The organism is Streptomyces sp. Ru72, assembly GCF_002920635.1.
GTDB lineage: Bacteria > Actinomycetota > Actinomycetes > Streptomycetales > Streptomycetaceae > Streptomyces.
Genome location: NZ_PQSR01000068.1, coordinates 25,098 through 41,977, shown reverse-complemented (window position 1 = coordinate 41,977; position 16,880 = coordinate 25,098). Strand labels below are relative to the sequence as shown.

The following is a 16,880-nucleotide window of genomic DNA, read 5'->3' as shown; positions in this document are numbered from 1 at the left end:
TAGCCGACGGAGAACGTGGCGTCGGCCCGGTCGGTGGCCGTCGAGATCGGGTCGATGCGCAGCACGTAATCGGAGTGCCTGATGTAGCGGGTCGGGTAGTTGTACGAGCGGAAGGACGTCCACGAGGAGTCGGCGAGCCCCGCCGTGGAGTAGAACGTGGCGTCCTGTGCGAACGTCGACGTACCGTCGTTCACGTCCAGCCGCAGCCGGTAGTCGTAGTGCCGCAGATAGCGCGTCGGGTAGTTGACCGACTGGAAGGACACTCCCGAGCTGTCGGCGAGACCGGGCACGAGCTTCCACTGCGCGTCCGTGTACGGGTCGAAGGGATACTCGTCGATGCGGCCGACGTAGTCGGAGTGCCGCACGTAACGCGCCGGATAGTTGTACGACTTCAGCCGCCGCCAGGCGGGAGCGCCCCACCTGGCCACGAGGTTGGTGTACTCGGTCGTGGTGATCGGCTGGATCGTGCCGTGCTTGGAGTTGACCGGCTGGGTGTAGTCGCGCTGGTTCAGGGCCGTCCAGGTGCCGGAGGCCAGGTCGGTGCTCTGCCAGGCGTAGAAGACGCCGTTGGGTGTGTAGGTGTCGCCCCACAGGTACCAGGCGCTGGAGGTCTGCGACCTCACCAGGATCGGTGCCTCGGTGCCGCCGTGCGCGACCGGGGTGCTGAAGACGGTGAAGCTGCCGGGATCCAGGGACATGGACCGCGCGCCCACCAGAGCCTGCTTGGAACTGTCCTTGAAGTAGAGGTAGTTCATGCCGCCGACCCCTACCGCCATGTCGCCGTCGATGACGTCGTGGCCGGGGTCGAAGAAGACCTGCGGGGACGACGCCGTCAGGAAGTCGGCGGTGTAGTTGACCATGATCACGTTGTGGCCGCTGCCGTTGACGGCGGAGTAGATGATCGCGTACCGGCCGCGCGCCGGGTCCCAGAACGCCTCGGGCGCCCAGCTGTGGGTGTTCATGTCGTGCAGCCTGAGGCGGCGGTAGCCGGTGAAGGTGCGCAGGTCGGCGGAGTCCCAGACGTGGATGTACTGGCTGACGTAGCTCCAGTCGGTGCCCTTGAGGTCGGTGGCGAGGACGACGAAGGTGCCGTCCTGCTTGCGCAGGATGAACGGGTCGCGCAGGCCGCCGGCGCCCTCGGTGGGCGTGACCACGGGGTTGTTCTGGTTGAGCGGCATCCAGTGGCGGGAGTCCGTGCTGACCGCCAGGTGCAGGCCGTAGTCGGTGCCGGTGCCGCTCGGCGACTCGGTGAAGTAGCCCATCACATAGGCCGAGTCCGCGGCGCGCGCGGGCCGGGCGCCGGCGGTCAGGTCGGCGGACAGGGCCAGCGGCACCGTCGCGGCCATACCGAGGAACAGCCGGCGCGACGGCCGCGGACTGGGGCGGGGGTGGACGCTCATGCGCTCTCCAAAGGGGCGTGCGGGGGCCGGGATTTCGAACGCGGTTCGATGAATCGATCAGAAGGTAGAGGCGAGCTGAGTGAGCGTCAATGGTGAAGGCGATGCTTGCCGATTCCTGTGGGGCGGTGGCCCCCTCGGGCGGCGTTCCGGCGTGCCGTGGTCGGCACGGCCCGTTCCCGGCCTCACGCCCGGCCGGGGGCGCTCGGTGAACAGCCGTACTCAGGGGGAGTGATGACCCTCGTGCGTCGGCGTGTGCTGCTCGTCCCCGGGCGCCCCGCCCATCATGAGGTTGGTCGAGGCGATCTCGAACGCCATCGCCGCCGTGAAGTTCGCGCCCTTGCGGAACAGCGATCGGGCGAGCGCGACGGCGGCGTATGAGCACGAGGAGGAGGCCCGCCGAGTCCGGAGGCCAGGGCCAGCGTGCGCGGCCGGTCGTCACCCAGCAGCCGTACGACGGTCGACCGGCGCACCACCGCCTGCACCACGGCGGACAGGGCGAAGCCGAGAATCAACGCCCAGGTGATCTCCCAGGTCATCGATCCGGTGATGGCGAGCGCGTGGACGATCGCGTCCCACATGAGGTGCCCTCCTCCCTGATGGTCCGACACCGGACTGTACCCCCTGGGGGTATGCCGCAGTATGCCGGTGCGAGAGCCGGACCCGTCGCCGGGTGTCGGACGGACGCACCGTCACCATGGTGACGGTGGATTGCCGGTGAACCGGTCGGCATGCCCACGCGTATCTCTTCCCGGGACGGCGGGAGACCGCGGGCACGGAAGGAGAGCAGTGTGTCGACACCGACCGGGCAGGGTCAGTCGCTGCGGCGCCGGGTGCCGGAACCCACCTACGTCGTGCGCCGCCGCCGCACCGAGGCCCTGGCCGAACTGGTCAGAGAGCTGCAGGAAGGGGAGGGGCGCCCGCCGCAACCCGGCTACGAGCCGATCGTCGTCCACCTGGCGCCGGCGACCGCCGAGGACGCGACGGAGGAACTGCCTCCCGTACCGTCCGCCCGGGGCCGGCGCGAGCGGCCCGTCGACGACGGACTCACCCTGCGCCGCGCGGCGATCACGGTCGGGGTGACCGCGGCCGCCCTCATCGGCTTCGGCGCCGCCCTCCTCCTGCCCGGCCCGCAGGGTGACGGCACCGAGCAGCACGCCGCGGCCCCGCCGCCCCGGCCACCCGCCACCAGCGCCCCCGCCCAGCGGACGGGCACCGACCCCGACGGCCCCGGGACCCTGCGCGAGGGCGACAGCGGTCCGCAGGTGACGGAACTGCAAAAACGCCTGCTGCGCATCCCCGACGTCTACGAGCACGGCTCCACCGACGGCCGCTACGACGCCACGCTCGCCGCAGCCGTGGCCCGCTTCCAGCTCTGGTACGGCATCCGCGGCGACGAGACCGGCGTCTACGGCAACGACACCCGTCGCGACCTCGAGTCCCGCACCACGCTCTAGCGAGGTGCGGCACGGGCACGGGTACGCGTACGGCGGCCGCTCACCCTCGATCCGTACGCTCCCGTGCCCGTCCCCCGGACTGCGACCGGCTACCGCTTCAGCAGCCGCACCGCCAGCCCCTCCGCCGTGTACACCGGCACCGCCCGGTAGGCGTCCGACGCCACGGTGACGCGCCCGAACTGCCCGCGCAGCGACCTTGCCGCCACCACAGGTACGGCGGCGCCCGCGGCCGGCGGCCGGTCCTCGTCCAGGTGCAGCGTCAGCACGCCGGCGCGGTCGAGTACCACGCGCCGTTCCACCGTCAGCGCCGCCTCGCGCCCCGCCCGGAGCGTGACGTCCAGGGCCCCTCCGGCCGCCTGCGCGTAGGAGCCGCGCACCCGTACGGAGCCGGTCACCTCCAGCGTTCCGCCCGTCACCCGCACATCACCGTGGCCCAGCGCGCTCCGCGAAGCGGCGACCAGGGTGCCGTCCTCGACCACGGTGCCGCCCGTGTACCGGTTGTCCCCGGTCAGGGTCAGGGTTCCGCTGCCGCGCTTGGTCAGGCCGCCCTGGCCGTCGATGTCGTTGCGCCAGCTGTCGTGCGCGGCGAACCCGCCCTCGGCCGCGTTCATCGTCACACGCACGTCCGAGTCGAAGGAGCCGTAACCGTCCGCCGCCGCGAACAGGTTCAGCCGCCCCCACTGCTCGAAGCCGTCCAGCAGCACATAGCCGGAGGGCAGTGCGGTCGTGCGCAGCACCTCACGACGTTGCGCCGCGTCCAGGTACGGCAGCCGCGTCTCCAGCAGCACCTCGGCGCCCTTGGGCACGGTCAGGTCGCTGTGGCACCCGTGGCGGGTCAGCACATAGGTCAACCGGGGCCCGACCGCACGGGCGTTGGCGTCCCGGTCGGCGTACGGGTCGGTGTCCGTGCCCGCCGAGTGCGCGTAGGCGTAGAGCGTGTCGGCCGTCGCGCCGGTCTTCTCCTGGAAGTAGGCGAGAGCCTGGGCGCGTGCCGCGGCCTTGAGGCCGGCGTTGGCCGGGTCGGCGAGCGTGGCGGCGGCCAGGGCGGTGGCCATGACGCGCCCGCCGATCACGTCGACGGTGGAGTGCATGCCTGCCACGATCCGGGTGTGGCTCAGCTCCAGGGCGCGGGTCACCAGCTCCTGGAAGCGTTCCGGGACCGCGTACGCGTAGGCCAGCCCCGCCAGGTGGAAGGCGTTGGTGTGGCCGCTGGGGAACCCGCCGTCGTCGGTCGGGGAGGTGCTGCGCTGGCGCAGCAGCTGGGGGGCGACGACGACGTCGGACTCGTAGACCGGGTAGCCGAGCGCGTCGGTCCTCCCGGTGTCGACGACCTCGCTGTCCTCGTTCATGCGCCACGGACGCGGGTACTGGTAGGCGTACTTGGCCGGGTTGCCGGACGCGTAGGGACCGCGCACCGTGTCGACCAGCTCGGCCACCTTGCCGAGCGCGGAGTCGTGGGAGCCGGCGCCGAGCGCGGAACCTGCGGGGGCGTCGGCGGGCACAGCATCGTCGATCTTGGTGGGCGGCGTGCCGTCCGGCGCGCTCGTGATCGACGTGACCGCCTGGGCGCCCGCCTTGTAGAGGTCGGCGAGCGGGCCCAGGCCGGCGATCATCGCGTAGCTCTGGTGCTGCCGGTCGTACAGGAACGCCTCTTTCGCCTGCGCGTCGGTGCGGGCGGAGGTGATCCGGGCGCAGTAGCGCATGTTGGCACGCAGCACCTCGGGCATCAGGGGAGTGCCGGTGTTCCAGGCGTCGCCCGTCTTCCACACCGTGCTCATGCCGCCGAGGACGCGGACGACCGCGTTGGTCTCGGGGGTGAGGTTGGCGAGCACGTTCGTCCGGTAGTCGTCGACGAACGCGGCGGGGCCCGTGGCGGCCTTGGCGTCCGCCGCGGCGAGCCAGCCGGCGAAGGTGGGCGCGGCCAGGAGCCCCGCCGAGGCACCCAGCGAGGTCTTGAGGAAGCCTCGGCGGTTCACGGACGAGGTGGTGTGGTGCCCGGCGGGTGACGACATGCGTGAGCCTCTCTTCAGTTCTTCGGCCGTGCGGCCGGGGTGGGAAGTGGCGTGCGATCGCTTGCGACTCGTGGACGGCTCGTGAGGCACCCGAGTCAGCTGATGCGTACGAGCGAAGATCTACGGCCGAGCCGTGTCCCCTCGGCGAGAGTTCGTCGACCGGGACGTGTCCTGTACGTGAACGAGGTCGATCCGTCAGCCGGGGCCGACGCGGCTGCCGGCCATGCTGTCGTAGAAGGGCGTACCGGGAGAGACGTCAGAGGGTTTCACCGGGCGGTCGGTCGCGGCGGACGCGTAGATACCGGCCACCAGCGCGAGAGTTCGCCGGGACTCTTCGAGCGGCACGGGCGGCGGGGTGCCGTCGCGCAGGGAGGACAGCACCTTCGCGAACTGGGCCCAGTGCCCACTACGGGAGTTCTGCGCGGCCGCCCCGTCCCCGGCACCGGTCAGGCCGGCCTGCCACGCGGCGAGCACGTCGTCGTGCCCGGGTGCCGGCGTCACACGCCAGTCCTCGTCCCGGTACCCGTACAGGTGCGTCACCTCCACGGTGGCGTGCTCGAAGTCGTAACGCAGGTACGACTCCTGACGCGGCGAGAGGGCGCTGTTCACCACGGAGGCCACGGCGCCGTTGGCGAACGCCACATGCGCCAGCGAGACGTCCTCGGTCTCCGTGCGGCGCGCCTGCGTCCTGGTGACGGCCCGCACCTCGGTCCAGTCGCCGAGCAGGTCCAGCATCATGTCCATCTGGTGGATGCCGAGCCCCATCGTGGGTCCGCCGCCCTCGGTGTCCCACCGGCCGCGCCAGGGCACGTCGAAGTACGCCTGGTCGCGGAACCAGGTGGTGTGGCAGACCGCCAGCAGCGGGCGGCCCAGCAGTCCCGAGTCCACCAAGGCCTTGAGCCGGGCCTGGCCCCGGCCGAAACGGTGCTGGAACACGGTCGCGAACCACGGCGGGTCGCTCACGGCGGCGGCGATCTCGTCGAGTTCCCGCAACGACAGAGCAGGTGGCTTCTCCACCAGCACGCTGGCCCCGGAGCGCAGGCAGGCCAGTGTCTGTTCGCGGTGGAGACCGGGCGGCGTGCACAGATACACCAGGTCGGGGCGGGACCGGGCGAGCAACTCGTCGAGGTCGTCGTAGCCGGCCGGTGCCCCGTGCTTGGCCAGGAAGGCGTCCAGCCGGGTCCGGTCGGTGTCCGCCGCAGCCACGATCCGAGCGGCGACCGGACCGGGGGACGTGAGCGCGGCCGCGTGGTCCATGGCGACGTCGCCGGTACCCACCACCGCAATCCGTATCATTTCATCCATTGCTCACGCTCCATCCTGGTTCGGCTGGTGGTAGGAAGTAGGGCTGTCGCGCTGCCGACGGCGCGCCCGCCCGGTGACGTCCGGGCGCCACATGCCGACGGCATCATGCGAGGTACGTCGCGGAACGGGCGTGTTCGATCGTCAGCGCGCTCACGCCGGTGATCGCCGCGTCGAAGCCGAGTTCGCTCACCGCTATCCGCGGCACCCAGGGGATCCGGCCGACGAGGCGCTTGGTCAGCTGTTCCGCGGACTCCTCGCTGTACTGTGCGAACGCGCCGGCGAGCACGATGACCTGGGGCGAGAGCACGACCGAGGTGGCGACGAGGGCGAGGGCGATCGAGTCGAAGAACTCGTCGCGGGCCCGCGCGGCCTCGCTGTCGCCCTCCCGGCAGCAGGCCATCATCGCGCGGAACGCGGGACCGATGCGCTTGCCGTGCAGGCCCTCCCGGGCGGCGAACGGAAGCACCTGAGCCGCCAGGGTCGACTCGACGTCGCCCTGTTCCGTGAAGTAGCGGGCGAACGACGCGCTGGAGGTCAGCAGGAAGCCGATCTCACCCGCGGCCGACCGGTGCCCACGGTAGAGATGTCCCTCGTTGATTATCCCGGCGCTCAGTCTGGCGCCCAGCACGAGCGCGACGGCACTCTGTGCGTTCGCGAGGGCTCCGCCGGTCCACTCGCCGTAGGCCGTCGCGTTGGCGTCGTTCTCGATGTGGATCGGCAGACCGCACCGTGCCGAGACGATGTCGGCGAGCGGCACTTCCCGCCAGTCGAGTTCGACCGCCTTCGACACGACCCCCGCGTGCACGATGCCGGGAACCGTGATGCCGATGGCGACGATCGGCGCCGTCACCCCCGTCTCCGGGGAGGTCAGCCGGTCGACGAGGTGGAGCAGCCCGTTGATGCGGGCGGCGCCCGCGTCCTGGCCGTCGAGATCGAAGGTGTGGCTCTCCTCGTACAGCGTGGTTCCGCCCAGGTTGACCAGGCGTCCTCGTGCCGTGTACTCGGTGACGTCGACCGCCATGATGGCGCGCGCCGACGACGCGAAGCGCAGCAGCGTCGAGGGCCGGCCGACCGAGGATCGCACCTGTCCCGCGAGTTCGACCGAGCCTTCCTCTATGAGCGCCGAGCACAGGCGTTCGATGGTGGCCGAGCCGAGCCCGGTGCGCTCCTGGATGTCACGTCGAGACAGTGGTCCGTGCTCGCGGAGTACGTCTAGGATCGCGGTCCGGTTGATCTCGGTGACGTGCCGAGTTGTCGCGGTGCGCGGCGCCCGTCGTTTCACAACCCTCCCCAATAACCATCGGACTGAGGATAAGTCTCGTCCGCTCGTTTCTCGGCTGTGGCCCGGAGACTATCAGCCCCCTGCTGCGCGACAAGAGCGCCAGATGTGCAAATGAGATGCCGCCAACCCTTGTGGGTATTCCATCACAGTGATAGGAAACGGGAACCTGCTACTGCCAGCGGCCGGTGGCGTGCTCCGTCCGCTACGACGAAAAGGGATCGAAGATGACCAGTGTGGGTGTGCGGCGCTCCCGCCGACTCGGCCGTGGCGGCATACGCCGCGTGGTTCCCCTCGCTGCCGCGGCCGCGGCAGGTGCCCTTCTGCTCTCCGCCTGCGGGTCGGGGTCCGGCTCGGGCGGGAACTCGAAGTCGCTGACGTTCTGGATCTCCACGGTCCCGGGGCAGGACGCGGGCTGGAAGAAGCTGGTGGCGCAGTACAAGAAGGAAGCCGGCGTCGACGTCAAGCTCGTCAACATCCCCTACGACGGCTACACGACGAAGCTGCACAACGCCGCGCAGGCGAACTCCCTGCCCGACGTGGCGGCCGTGCCGGCACTGGACCCGATCTGGTCGAGCAAGCTGATCGACCTCAAGTCCATCGCCGGCAACAAGAGCTACAACATCAACGCCAACTTCCTCGCCAAGGACTCGTCCGGGAAGGTGCTGTCCATCCCCTCGGACATCACCGCGTCCGGCTTGTTCATCAACGAGTCGCTGTTCAAGAAGGCCGGCGTCTCCTTCCCGACCTCGCCCCAGAAGACCTGGACCTGGACCGACTTCATCGCCGCGGCGAACAAGGTCCGCGAGAAGACCGGCGCCAAGTACTCCCTGGCGTTCGACCAGTCGCCTTCCCGGCTCCGTGCCATGGTGTACGAGATGGGCGGGCAGTACGTCCACGCGGACTCCTCCGGCAAGTTCTCCGTGGACGCGGCGACCAAGAAGGCCGTGAACACCTTCGTCGGATGGAACGACGACAAGACCATGCCCAAGTCGGTGTGGACCAGCGGCGCCGATCCGTCCGCCATGTTCCAGAGCGGTGACGTGGTCGCCTACTGGTCCGGCGTGTGGCAGGTCGCGGCCTTCGCCGAGAGCATCAAGAAGTTCGACTGGGCCAGCGTCCCGACGCCCGCCGAGCCGGTGCAGGCCAGCGACGTCAACAGCGGCGGCATGATGGTCGGCTTCAACAACAACGGCGCCGCGGCCACCGCCGCGCAGAAGTTCCTGTCCTGGATCTACGAGCCGGACCACTACCGTGAGCTGTGCGAGGCCTCCGGATTCCTGCCGGTCGAGAACGGTCTGAACCCGAAGTACCCCTTCACCTCCGAGGCGGCGCAGGCGGCGTTCAAGCTGTACAACGAGGAGATCCCGCTCTACGCCCCGATCTCCGGCTACTTCAACAACGCGCAGACGCAGTGGGTGCTGAAGGGCAAGAGCCTCACCGAGGACCCGACCAAGACGGAGCTCGGCAAGGCGATCAACGGCCAGCAGTCGTCCGACAAGGCCCTGGAGAACATCGTGGCCGGCTACAACCAGCAGGTCGGCGGCGGATCGTAGGCCGCGGGGCCGGGCGGCGGAGTCGAGACACCGCCGCCCGGCCCTGACGCCCGTGTGATGCCGGGCTCATGCGTGAGCCCACAGCAATCCATTCCACCAGCACGGAGTCAGGAAGATGACCATAAGCGCCTCGGACGTGTCCGCGAGCCCGCCCAGGAGACGCAGTAAGTACACCCTTGCGCCGCTCGTCCTCATCGCGGCCAACGTCGTGCTCTTCGCGTTGTTCTTCGTCTGGCCGGCGGTGATCGGTCTCGTCTACTCCTTCACGAACTACACGGGCGTGGGGGTGTTCCAGTGGGTCGGACTGGACAACTACCACAACCTGTTCGGGGACTCCACGTTCTACGACGCGCTGAGCCGGACGCTGCTGTACACCGTCCTCTTCGTCCCGCTGAACTTCGCGCTCTCGCTGCTCGCCGCCAACCTGGTGGTGAACAAGCACGCCAAGGGCGCGTCGGTCGCCCGCGTCATCTTCTTCATTCCGTGGCTGCTGTCGCCCATCGTCGTGGGCGTCCTGTGGCGGTGGCTGTTCGGCGAGAACTTCGGACTGGTCAACTACGTCATCGAGAAGCTCGGCGGAGGTGCCGTTCCGTGGCAGTCGAACGCGGACCTGTCGCTGCTGGTGGTGGTGATGGCGGCATCCTGGATGTGGACGGGTTTCACGATGCTGCTGTTCATCGCGGCGATCAAGAACGTACCGGTGTCGTACTACGAGGCGGCCTCGCTCGACGGCGCCGGTCCGTGGCGCCAGTTCATCAGCATCACGCTGCCGAGCATCGCGCCCACCTCGTTCATCGTCATCCTGCTCAACACGATCAACGCGATGAAGGAATACCCGGTGTTCGTCGCCCTCAACAACGGCGGACCCGGATCGTCGAACAACCTGCTCGTCCAGTACATCTATGAGACCGGCTTCAAACGGGGCCAGATCGGCTACGCGAGCGCCGCGTCATTCGTGCTCATGCTCATCCTGATGGCCGTCGCGATCATCCAGCTGATCGTCAACCGGCGGGTGGAGAACCGATGACAACCACAGACATGCCACGCCCGCTCGACGCCGATGCCGAACAAGCCGTCTCCAAGAAGCTCCCCCGCAACGCGGCCGGCGGTGGGCTCCGGCGGGCGGTGCCCGCGACGACACTGATGTGGATCCTGGCGTGCCTGTACGGGCTGCCGGTGCTGTGGTTCATCCTCAGCTCCCTCAAGCCGGCCAGCGACCTGTTCTCCTATCCGCTGACGCTGGTGCCGCACCACCCCACCCTGTCGGGTTACCTGGCAGCGTGGCGCAGCGCCAACTTCTCCCAGTACTTCATCAACACGGCCATCGTGTGCGTGATCACGACGATCCTCACGGTGGGTGTCAGCTGCTGCACCGGGTACGCGCTGGCCAAGTACGACAACAAATGGCTCAAGGTCTTCTTCGTCTGCATCCTGGCCACCACGATGCTGCCGTCCGAGGTCATGCTCGCCCCGGAGTTCCTGGTGGTCCGCAACCTCGGCCTCTACAACTCGTTCGCCGGCATCATCCTCCCGGCCGTGCTCACCGCGACCGGATGCTTCATGTTCCGCCAGTTCTTCCTGACGGTGCCCGACGAACTCGTGGAAGCCGCACGCATCGACGGCGCCCGCGAACTGGCGATCTTCGCGCGGATCATGGTGCCGCTCTCCCGGCCCATCATGCTGACCCTCGCCATCCTGTCCTTCCAGTGGCGGTGGAACGACTACATCTGGCCGCTGCTGATGCTCAACGACCCGAACAAGTTCACCGTGCAGATCGGCATCCAGAGCATCGTCGGCGCGCAGAACATCAACTGGTCGGTCCTGCTCGGCGCATCGGTCATCTCCTTGATCCCTCTGATCGTCATCTTCCTGGTCTTCCAGCGCTACGTCATGAGCGCCGACATCAATGCCGGACTGAAGGACTGACCGTGCAGATCACGCTCGACCGCGAGTTCGTCCGCGCGGTGGCCCGGGCCGCCGACCGGCTTGCCGTCCCGCTGGCGGCCCGCCCGGACGAAGAACCTGCCGGGGTCTCCCACCGAGGTCTGGCGCACCGGGTGAAGACACTGCTCGCCGCGTACCGTTCACCGGACTCGACGCTGCACGGCAGCGGGCGGGCCATCGCCGCCACGATGACCCACCTCGCCGCTCTCCGGGCCGTGCAGACACCCTCCGGTCTCTTCGCCGGTGGCGACAACGTACAGTCACCCCCGGATTCCGCCTTCACCATCAACGACGTGTGCGACGCGTACGTCATTGCCGCGAGCGGGGGGTCGGAACTGCGCGAGGTCGCCGCCGCTCTCGCCGAGATCGCCGGCGCGGCTTCCGAGAGCCTCCGGACAGGCGGGGTCCACACGCCGAACCACCGATGGGAACTGTGCGCGGCACTGGCCCGGTTGCACCGGTCGTTCCCCGACGGCCGGCTGCTCGAGCGAATCGACGCATGGCTCGCCGAGGGCGTCGACATCGATGCGGAGGGCCTGTACTCCGAACGGAGCGCCAACTACGCGGCGCACGTGTCCAACCCGTCGCTGCTGCTGCTGGCCGACGTCCTCGGCCGCAACGACCTGCTGGATGCCGTCGAGCGCAACCTCACCGCGACCCTGGACCTCATCAGGCCGGACGGCACGGTGGAAACCGTCCACTCGCGGCGGCAGGACCAGAGCCGGCGGTTCTCGCTGGCGCCCTACCTGCCGCACTACCGGCTGCTCGCGATCCGTACCGGCCGGGGCGACTTCAGCCGGGCGGCGCGGCTGGCGGCAACCTGCGGCGTCGACGACCCCGATCTGCTCGCCGAGACCATCCTGACCCCGGACCTGTGCCGCGAGCTGCCGGCACCGGCGCCGGAAACGCTTCCCCGCGACCGGTACATCACCACGGCGCGCCTTGCCTCACGGGCCTCCGCCACCGCGCACACCGTCGTCTACGGCGGCTCGGACGTGCCCGAGCACCGGCACATCCGCTCGGGCCTCGCCTGCGATCCGACCTTCCTGCGGCTCTTCGCGGGCGACGCGGTCCTCGACGCGGTGCGGCTGTCGCGGGGCTTCTTCGACCTGGGGCCCTTCCGAGCCATGGACATGACATCTCTCGGAGACGGCCGGTACCGGCTCACCGAAACACTCACGGCCGCCTACTACCAGCCGCTCCGGCCGGCCGAGCGACGGGCGGACGGCGCCTACGAGATGGCGGACGAGGGACGCTTCTCGGCCGCGATGTCGTTCGCGCAGCGGCCGCGGGACGAGGTCTCGCTGACGACCCGCGTCGATGTGGAACTCCGGGACGACGGTGCCGACATCCGGTGCGACATGGCCGGCCCGCGGGTGCCGTGGGCACTCGAGCTGAGCTTCCGGCCGGGAGGCGTAGTGCACGGTGCCGTACCGATCGGCGACGGACACTGGTGTCTCGGGACCGGGGCGATGACCTACCGGGCGGGCGACAGTGAGATCCGCGTCGAGGTCGGCGTCCGCGCCGGGGAGCCGCTCGCAGGGCCGGACCAGACCGACGTCCTGCGGTACGACCCAGGCCAGGACTACACCTTGCTCGGCGGAACCGATGCGGTGACCGGGGAACGTGTCTACGTCGGTGGATACGGCCCGCACACACTGAGCGTCGCACTGCGTGCCCGCCGACCCTGACCTGTCGTTCAACCTGCGGGCCGGTCCGGGCGCGGGGCGGCCCGGCCCGGCTGACCCACCCGGAGGGCCGGGCCACTCACGCCTGCGTCAGGGGCGGGTCGACGGCTCCCGGCCCGGCCGGAGGCAGCCCGTACGGTACCGGCAGGGCCGTCGCCTGCACGATCAGGTCGGCGCGGTCCCGGGTCGCCGCGACCAGGTCCGCGTTGTGCTGGTCGGTGCCCAGCACCCAGGCCACCGCCGCGTCGTGCTCCTTGCCGAACTCCTCGTGCCGGGCCACCAGCCGCCGGACGCGCTCCTGCTCGTCGATCTCGCAGAACCACACCTCGTCCAGGTACGCCCGTACGCGTGCCCACGCCCCCGTACCCAGCAGCAGGTAATTGCCCTCGGTCACGACCAGCCGCGCCGACGGTGGCACGGGGATCGCCCCCGCGATGGGCTGCTCCAGCACGCGCTCGAAGCCCGGCGCGTACACGATGTCGCCCTCCCGCTCCTCGTGCAGGCGCCGCAGCAGCGCCGCGTACCCGGCCGCGTCGAACGTGTCGGGCGCGCCCTTGCGGTCGCGGCGGCCCAGACGGTCGAGTTCCGCATCGGCCAGGTGGAAGCCGTCCATGGGGACGTGCGCCACCCACGGCGGCCCGTCCCCGTTCAGCTCACGGACCAGGTGCTCGGCGAGCGTGGACTTGCCGGACCCCGGGCTGCCGGAGATGCCGAGGACAGCTCGGTGGCCGGGGCGGGTCAGGGCCGCGGCCCGCTTCAGGAGGTCGTCGAAGGTCATCGTCCCGTCATTCCACCAGAGGTCGCGCGGGATGGCGAGACCGGCGTACCGGTCCCGGCGACCGGCCGGCCGTCGAGTCTCCGGCGTACGTGAATCACTGCGGGAAGGGCGCGCACACGCGCGCCCGCTCGGGGCCGTGCCGCGCGAGGCGGTACCTGCACGCGCTCGGCCACGCCCGCACCGGCGGGCGGTCCACCAGGTCCTGACGCCGGGTCCGGCGACGGCGCCACGTCCCAGGCCCGCCGACGGAGTGTCGACAGGGCGCAATGTGGCACTCGCCACCCTCTGTCCGGCGTTCATGAGGGAAGGTGGCTCCTATGACGAAGCTCGGTCTTCCGGACGGTATCCAGGCCTGCCTCTTCGACCTCGACGGGGTCATCACCAAGACCGCCGTCGTCCACGCGGCCGCGTGGAAACAGACGTTCGACGACTTCCTGCGCGCACGGGACGGGGCTGACTTCCGCCCTTTCGACGACACCGACTATGACGAGTACGTCGACGGACGCCCCCGCGCCGACGGCGTCCGCACCTTCCTCGCCTCCCGCGGCATCCGGCTACCGGAGGGCGCCCCCGACGACCCGCCCGACCGGCAGACCGTGCACGGCCTCGGCAATCGCAAGAACGAGCTGCTGTTGGAGCTGATCCGCACCCGCGGCGTCGAGGCATACGACGGCACGATCCGTTACATCGGCGCCGCACGGGCCGAGGGCCTGCGCACGGCCGTGGTGTCCTCCAGCGCCAACTGCCGTGATGTGCTGCGGTCGATCAACGCCGAGCACCTCTTCGACGTACGCGTCGACGGGGTCGTCGCCGCCGAACGGCACCTGCCCGGCAAACCGCACCCGGACACCTTCCTCGCCGCCGCGCACGACCTCGGTGTGGAGCCCAAGGCCGCCGCCGTCTTCGAGGACGCGCTCGCCGGCATGGACGCCGGGCGCTCCGGCCACTTCGGATACGTCGTCGGCCTGGACCGCGTCGGCCAGGCGGACGCGCTGCGCGCCCACGGCGCCGACGTCGTCGTACCGGACCTGGTGAACCTGGGGGAGTGGTCGTGATCACGCACAACTCGTACACCGTTGAGCCCTGGACCCTGCGTGAACGCGGCCTGAACCTGGACGTCCTGCCCCAGAGCGAATCGGTGTTCGCACTGTCCAACGGGCATGTCGGCTGGCGCGGCAACCTCGACGAGGGCGAACCGCACGGACTGCCGGGCAGCTATCTCAACGGCGTCCACGAGACCCACCCGCTGCCCTACGCCGAGGCGGGCTACGGCTATCCCGAGTCCGGGCAGACCGTCATCAACGTCACCAACGGCAAGATCATCCGGCTGCTCGTGGACGACGAGCCCTTCGACCTGCGCTACGGCCGGCTGCGCTCCCACGAACGCGTCCTCGACCTGCGCACCGGACTGCTCACCCGGACCTGCGAGTGGACCTCACCGGCCGGCTCCACGATCCGTGTGCGCTCCACCCGCCTGGTCTCCTTCACCCAGCGCGCGATAGCCGCCGTCGCCTACGAGGTGGAACCGGTCGGCAAACCCGCCCGGATCGTCGTCCAGTCCGAGCTGGTCGCCAACGAGCAACTGCCCGGCCGTGACCGCGACCCACGCGCCGCGATCGTGCTCGAGTCGCCGCTGGAGGCGGAGGAGAACTTCGCGAAGAGCACCCGGCTGCGGCTGGTGCACCGCACCCGGCGCAGCGGCCTGAGGGTCGGCGCCGCCGCCGACCACGTCGTCACCGGCCCCGACCCCACCACGACCGAGAGCGAGGCGACCGACGACCTCGCCCGTCTCACCGTCGCCTCCGCCCTCGCCCCGGGCCAGACGCTACGGGTGGAGAAGTTCGTCTCCTACGGCTGGTCCGGCACCCGGTCCCTGCCCGCGATCAGCGACCAGGTCGACGCGGCGCTCGCCGCCGCCGCAGGCGTCGGCTGGGCGGGGCTCGTCGCCGAACAACGGGAGTTCCTGGACGAGTTCTGGGCGCGCTCGGACGTCGAGATCGACGGGGACGAGCAGATCCAGCAGGCGGTCCGCTTCGCCCTCTTCCACGTCCTTCAGGCCGGGGCCCGCGCCGAGCAGCGCGCGATCCCCGCCAAGGGACTGACCGGCTCCGGCTACGACGGGCACGCCTTCTGGGACACCGAGATGTTCGTGCTGCCCCCGCTCACGTACACCTCACCCGGAGCCGTCGCGGAAGCGCTGCGCTGGCGGCAGAACACCCTGCCCGCCGCGCGCGAACGTGCCGTCCAACTGGGTCTGCGGGGCGCGGCGTTCCCCTGGCGGACGATCGACGGCTCCGAGGGCTCGGCGTACTGGCCGGCCGGTACCGCCGCGTTCCACGTCAACGCGGACATCGCCGACGCCGTCGTCCGTTACGTCGCCGCCACCGGCGACGAACGCTTCGAGCGCGACACCGGGCTCGAACTCCTGGTGGAGACGGCCCGGCTGTGGCGGTCGCTCGGCCACCACGACCACCACGGCACCTTCCACATCGACGGGGTGACCGGCCCCGACGAGTACAGCGCCGTCGCCGACGACAACACGTACACCAACCTGATGGCCCGCGCGAACCTGCTGGCCGCCGCCGACGTGGTCGAGCGCCATCCGCGTCGCGCCGGGGAACTGGGCGTCGACGACGAGGAGGCCGCGGCCTGGCGGGACGCCGCCGAGGCCATGCACATCCCGTACAACCAGGAGCTCGGCGTCCACGAGCAGCACGCCGGCTTCACCCGCTACCAGCGCTGGGACTTCGCCTCCACCGGCGCCGACCAGTATCCGCTGATGCTGCACTTCCCGTACTTCGACCTGTACCGCAAGCAGGTCGTCAAGCAGGCCGACCTGGTGCTGGCGATGTACACGTGCAGCTCCTTCTTCGACGCCGAGCACAAGGCGCGCAACTTCACCTACTACGAACCCCTCACCGTCCGCGACTCGTCGCTGTCCGCCTGCTGCCAGGCGGTCATGGCGGCCGAGACGGGCTACATGCGGCTCGCCTACGACTATCTGCACGAGGCCGCGCTGATGGACCTGCACGACCTGGAGCACAACACGCGCGACGGTCTGCACATCGCCTCCCTCGCCGGCACCTGGATGGCGCTCGTCGCGGGCTTCGGCGGCATGCGGCACCACGGGCAGCGGATCGCGTTCGCCCCGCGTCTGCCGGAGAGGTTCGGCCGCCTCGCATTCACCCTGCAACTGCGGGGCCGTCGCCTGCGGGTGGAGATCGGCCGCGGCGCGGCCACCTACACACTGCAGAACGGCGACCCGCTGACCATCCACCACCACGGCGAGCCGCTCACGGTCGACGCGGACAAGCCGCAGACCCTGGACATCCCACCGCTCAAGCCCCGCCCCGCACCGGACCAGCCACCGCACCGGCGCCCGAACCACCCGGATGCGAACGAGGGCTGAGACCGCACGCGCCGCTGCTCACCATGCCGTCCGGCACGGTGAGCAGCGACTGCCC

At 70.1% G+C, this 16,880-nt stretch carries 12 protein-coding genes and 1 pseudogene; 7 read left to right on the top strand and 6 right to left on the bottom strand.

Annotated features, from left to right (window positions below; translation table 11 throughout):
* A partial coding sequence (locus C3488_RS26800) for a glycoside hydrolase family 43 protein (protein WP_103843491.1) occupies positions 1–1,400 on the bottom strand: 1,400 nt, incomplete at its 3' end.
* A gap of 279 nt (positions 1,401–1,679) precedes the next feature.
* Positions 1,680–1,978, bottom strand: a pseudogene (locus C3488_RS26795) (permease); the annotation flags it as partial.
* Positions 1,979–2,188: 210 nt separating this feature from the next.
* On the opposite strand from C3488_RS26795, the gene C3488_RS26790 reads away from it, so the two are divergent.
* Positions 2,189–2,854, top strand: coding sequence for a peptidoglycan-binding protein (locus C3488_RS26790; RefSeq protein ID WP_258053660.1), 666 nt, complete (start codon positions 2,189–2,191; stop codon positions 2,852–2,854).
* 89 nt (positions 2,855–2,943) lie between these two features.
* Here the strand turns inward: C3488_RS26790 and C3488_RS26785 are convergent, their stop codons facing one another.
* The 3 genes from C3488_RS26785 to C3488_RS26775 all read right to left on the bottom strand — a co-directional run bounded on the left by C3488_RS26785 (position 2,944) and on the right by C3488_RS26775 (position 7,453).
* Positions 2,944–4,866, bottom strand: coding sequence for a phosphatase PAP2 family protein (locus C3488_RS26785; RefSeq protein ID WP_103843489.1), 1,923 nt, complete (start codon positions 4,864–4,866; stop codon positions 2,944–2,946).
* A 195-nt stretch (positions 4,867–5,061) separates the two neighbouring features.
* Positions 5,062–6,171, bottom strand: a complete 1,110-nt coding sequence (locus C3488_RS26780) for a Gfo/Idh/MocA family protein (RefSeq protein WP_103843488.1) — start codon at positions 6,169–6,171, stop codon at positions 5,062–5,064.
* A 103-nt stretch (positions 6,172–6,274) separates the two neighbouring features.
* A complete protein-coding gene (locus C3488_RS26775; protein ID WP_181139208.1) occupies positions 6,275–7,453 on the bottom strand; it encodes an ROK family transcriptional regulator in 1,179 nt (392 codons plus the stop codon).
* A gap of 224 nt (positions 7,454–7,677) precedes the next feature.
* Here C3488_RS26775 and C3488_RS26770 point away from each other — a divergent pair, with 224 nt between their 5' ends.
* From C3488_RS26770 to C3488_RS26755, 4 genes are all read left to right on the top strand, one after another.
* Positions 7,678–9,006, top strand: a complete 1,329-nt coding sequence (locus C3488_RS26770; protein WP_103843494.1) for an extracellular solute-binding protein — start codon at positions 7,678–7,680, stop codon at positions 9,004–9,006.
* Positions 9,007–9,121: 115 nt separating this feature from the next.
* On the top strand, positions 9,122–10,033 hold the full coding sequence (locus C3488_RS26765; protein ID WP_103843486.1) for a carbohydrate ABC transporter permease: 912 nt from the start codon (positions 9,122–9,124) through the stop codon (positions 10,031–10,033).
* A complete protein-coding gene (locus tag C3488_RS26760) occupies positions 10,030–10,932 on the top strand; it encodes a carbohydrate ABC transporter permease (protein ID WP_103843485.1) in 903 nt (300 codons plus the stop codon). The genes C3488_RS26765 and C3488_RS26760 overlap by 4 nt, the downstream gene beginning before the upstream one ends.
* Before the next feature lie 2 nt (positions 10,933–10,934).
* Positions 10,935–12,641 (top strand): hypothetical protein, encoded by a 1,707-nt coding sequence (locus C3488_RS26755; RefSeq protein WP_103843484.1) that lies wholly within the window; start codon positions 10,935–10,937, stop codon positions 12,639–12,641.
* Between the two features lie 76 nt (positions 12,642–12,717).
* Here C3488_RS26755 and C3488_RS26750 read toward each other — a convergent pair whose 3' ends face one another.
* On the bottom strand, positions 12,718–13,416 hold the full coding sequence (locus C3488_RS26750) for a nucleoside/nucleotide kinase family protein (protein ID WP_103843483.1): 699 nt from the start codon (positions 13,414–13,416) through the stop codon (positions 12,718–12,720).
* A 317-nt stretch (positions 13,417–13,733) separates the two neighbouring features.
* On the opposite strand from C3488_RS26750, the gene C3488_RS26745 reads away from it, so the two are divergent.
* Both C3488_RS26745 and C3488_RS26740 read left to right on the top strand, forming a co-directional pair.
* Positions 13,734–14,471: a beta-phosphoglucomutase family hydrolase gene (locus tag C3488_RS26745; protein ID WP_103843482.1), complete on the top strand. Its 738-nt coding sequence runs from the start codon at positions 13,734–13,736 to the stop codon at positions 14,469–14,471.
* Complete coding sequence (locus C3488_RS26740) at positions 14,468–16,825, top strand: glycoside hydrolase family 65 protein (protein ID WP_103843493.1); 2,358 nt, start codon at positions 14,468–14,470, stop codon at positions 16,823–16,825. Before C3488_RS26745 ends, C3488_RS26740 begins: the two co-directional genes overlap by 4 nt.
* Positions 16,826–16,880 lie beyond the last annotated feature (55 nt).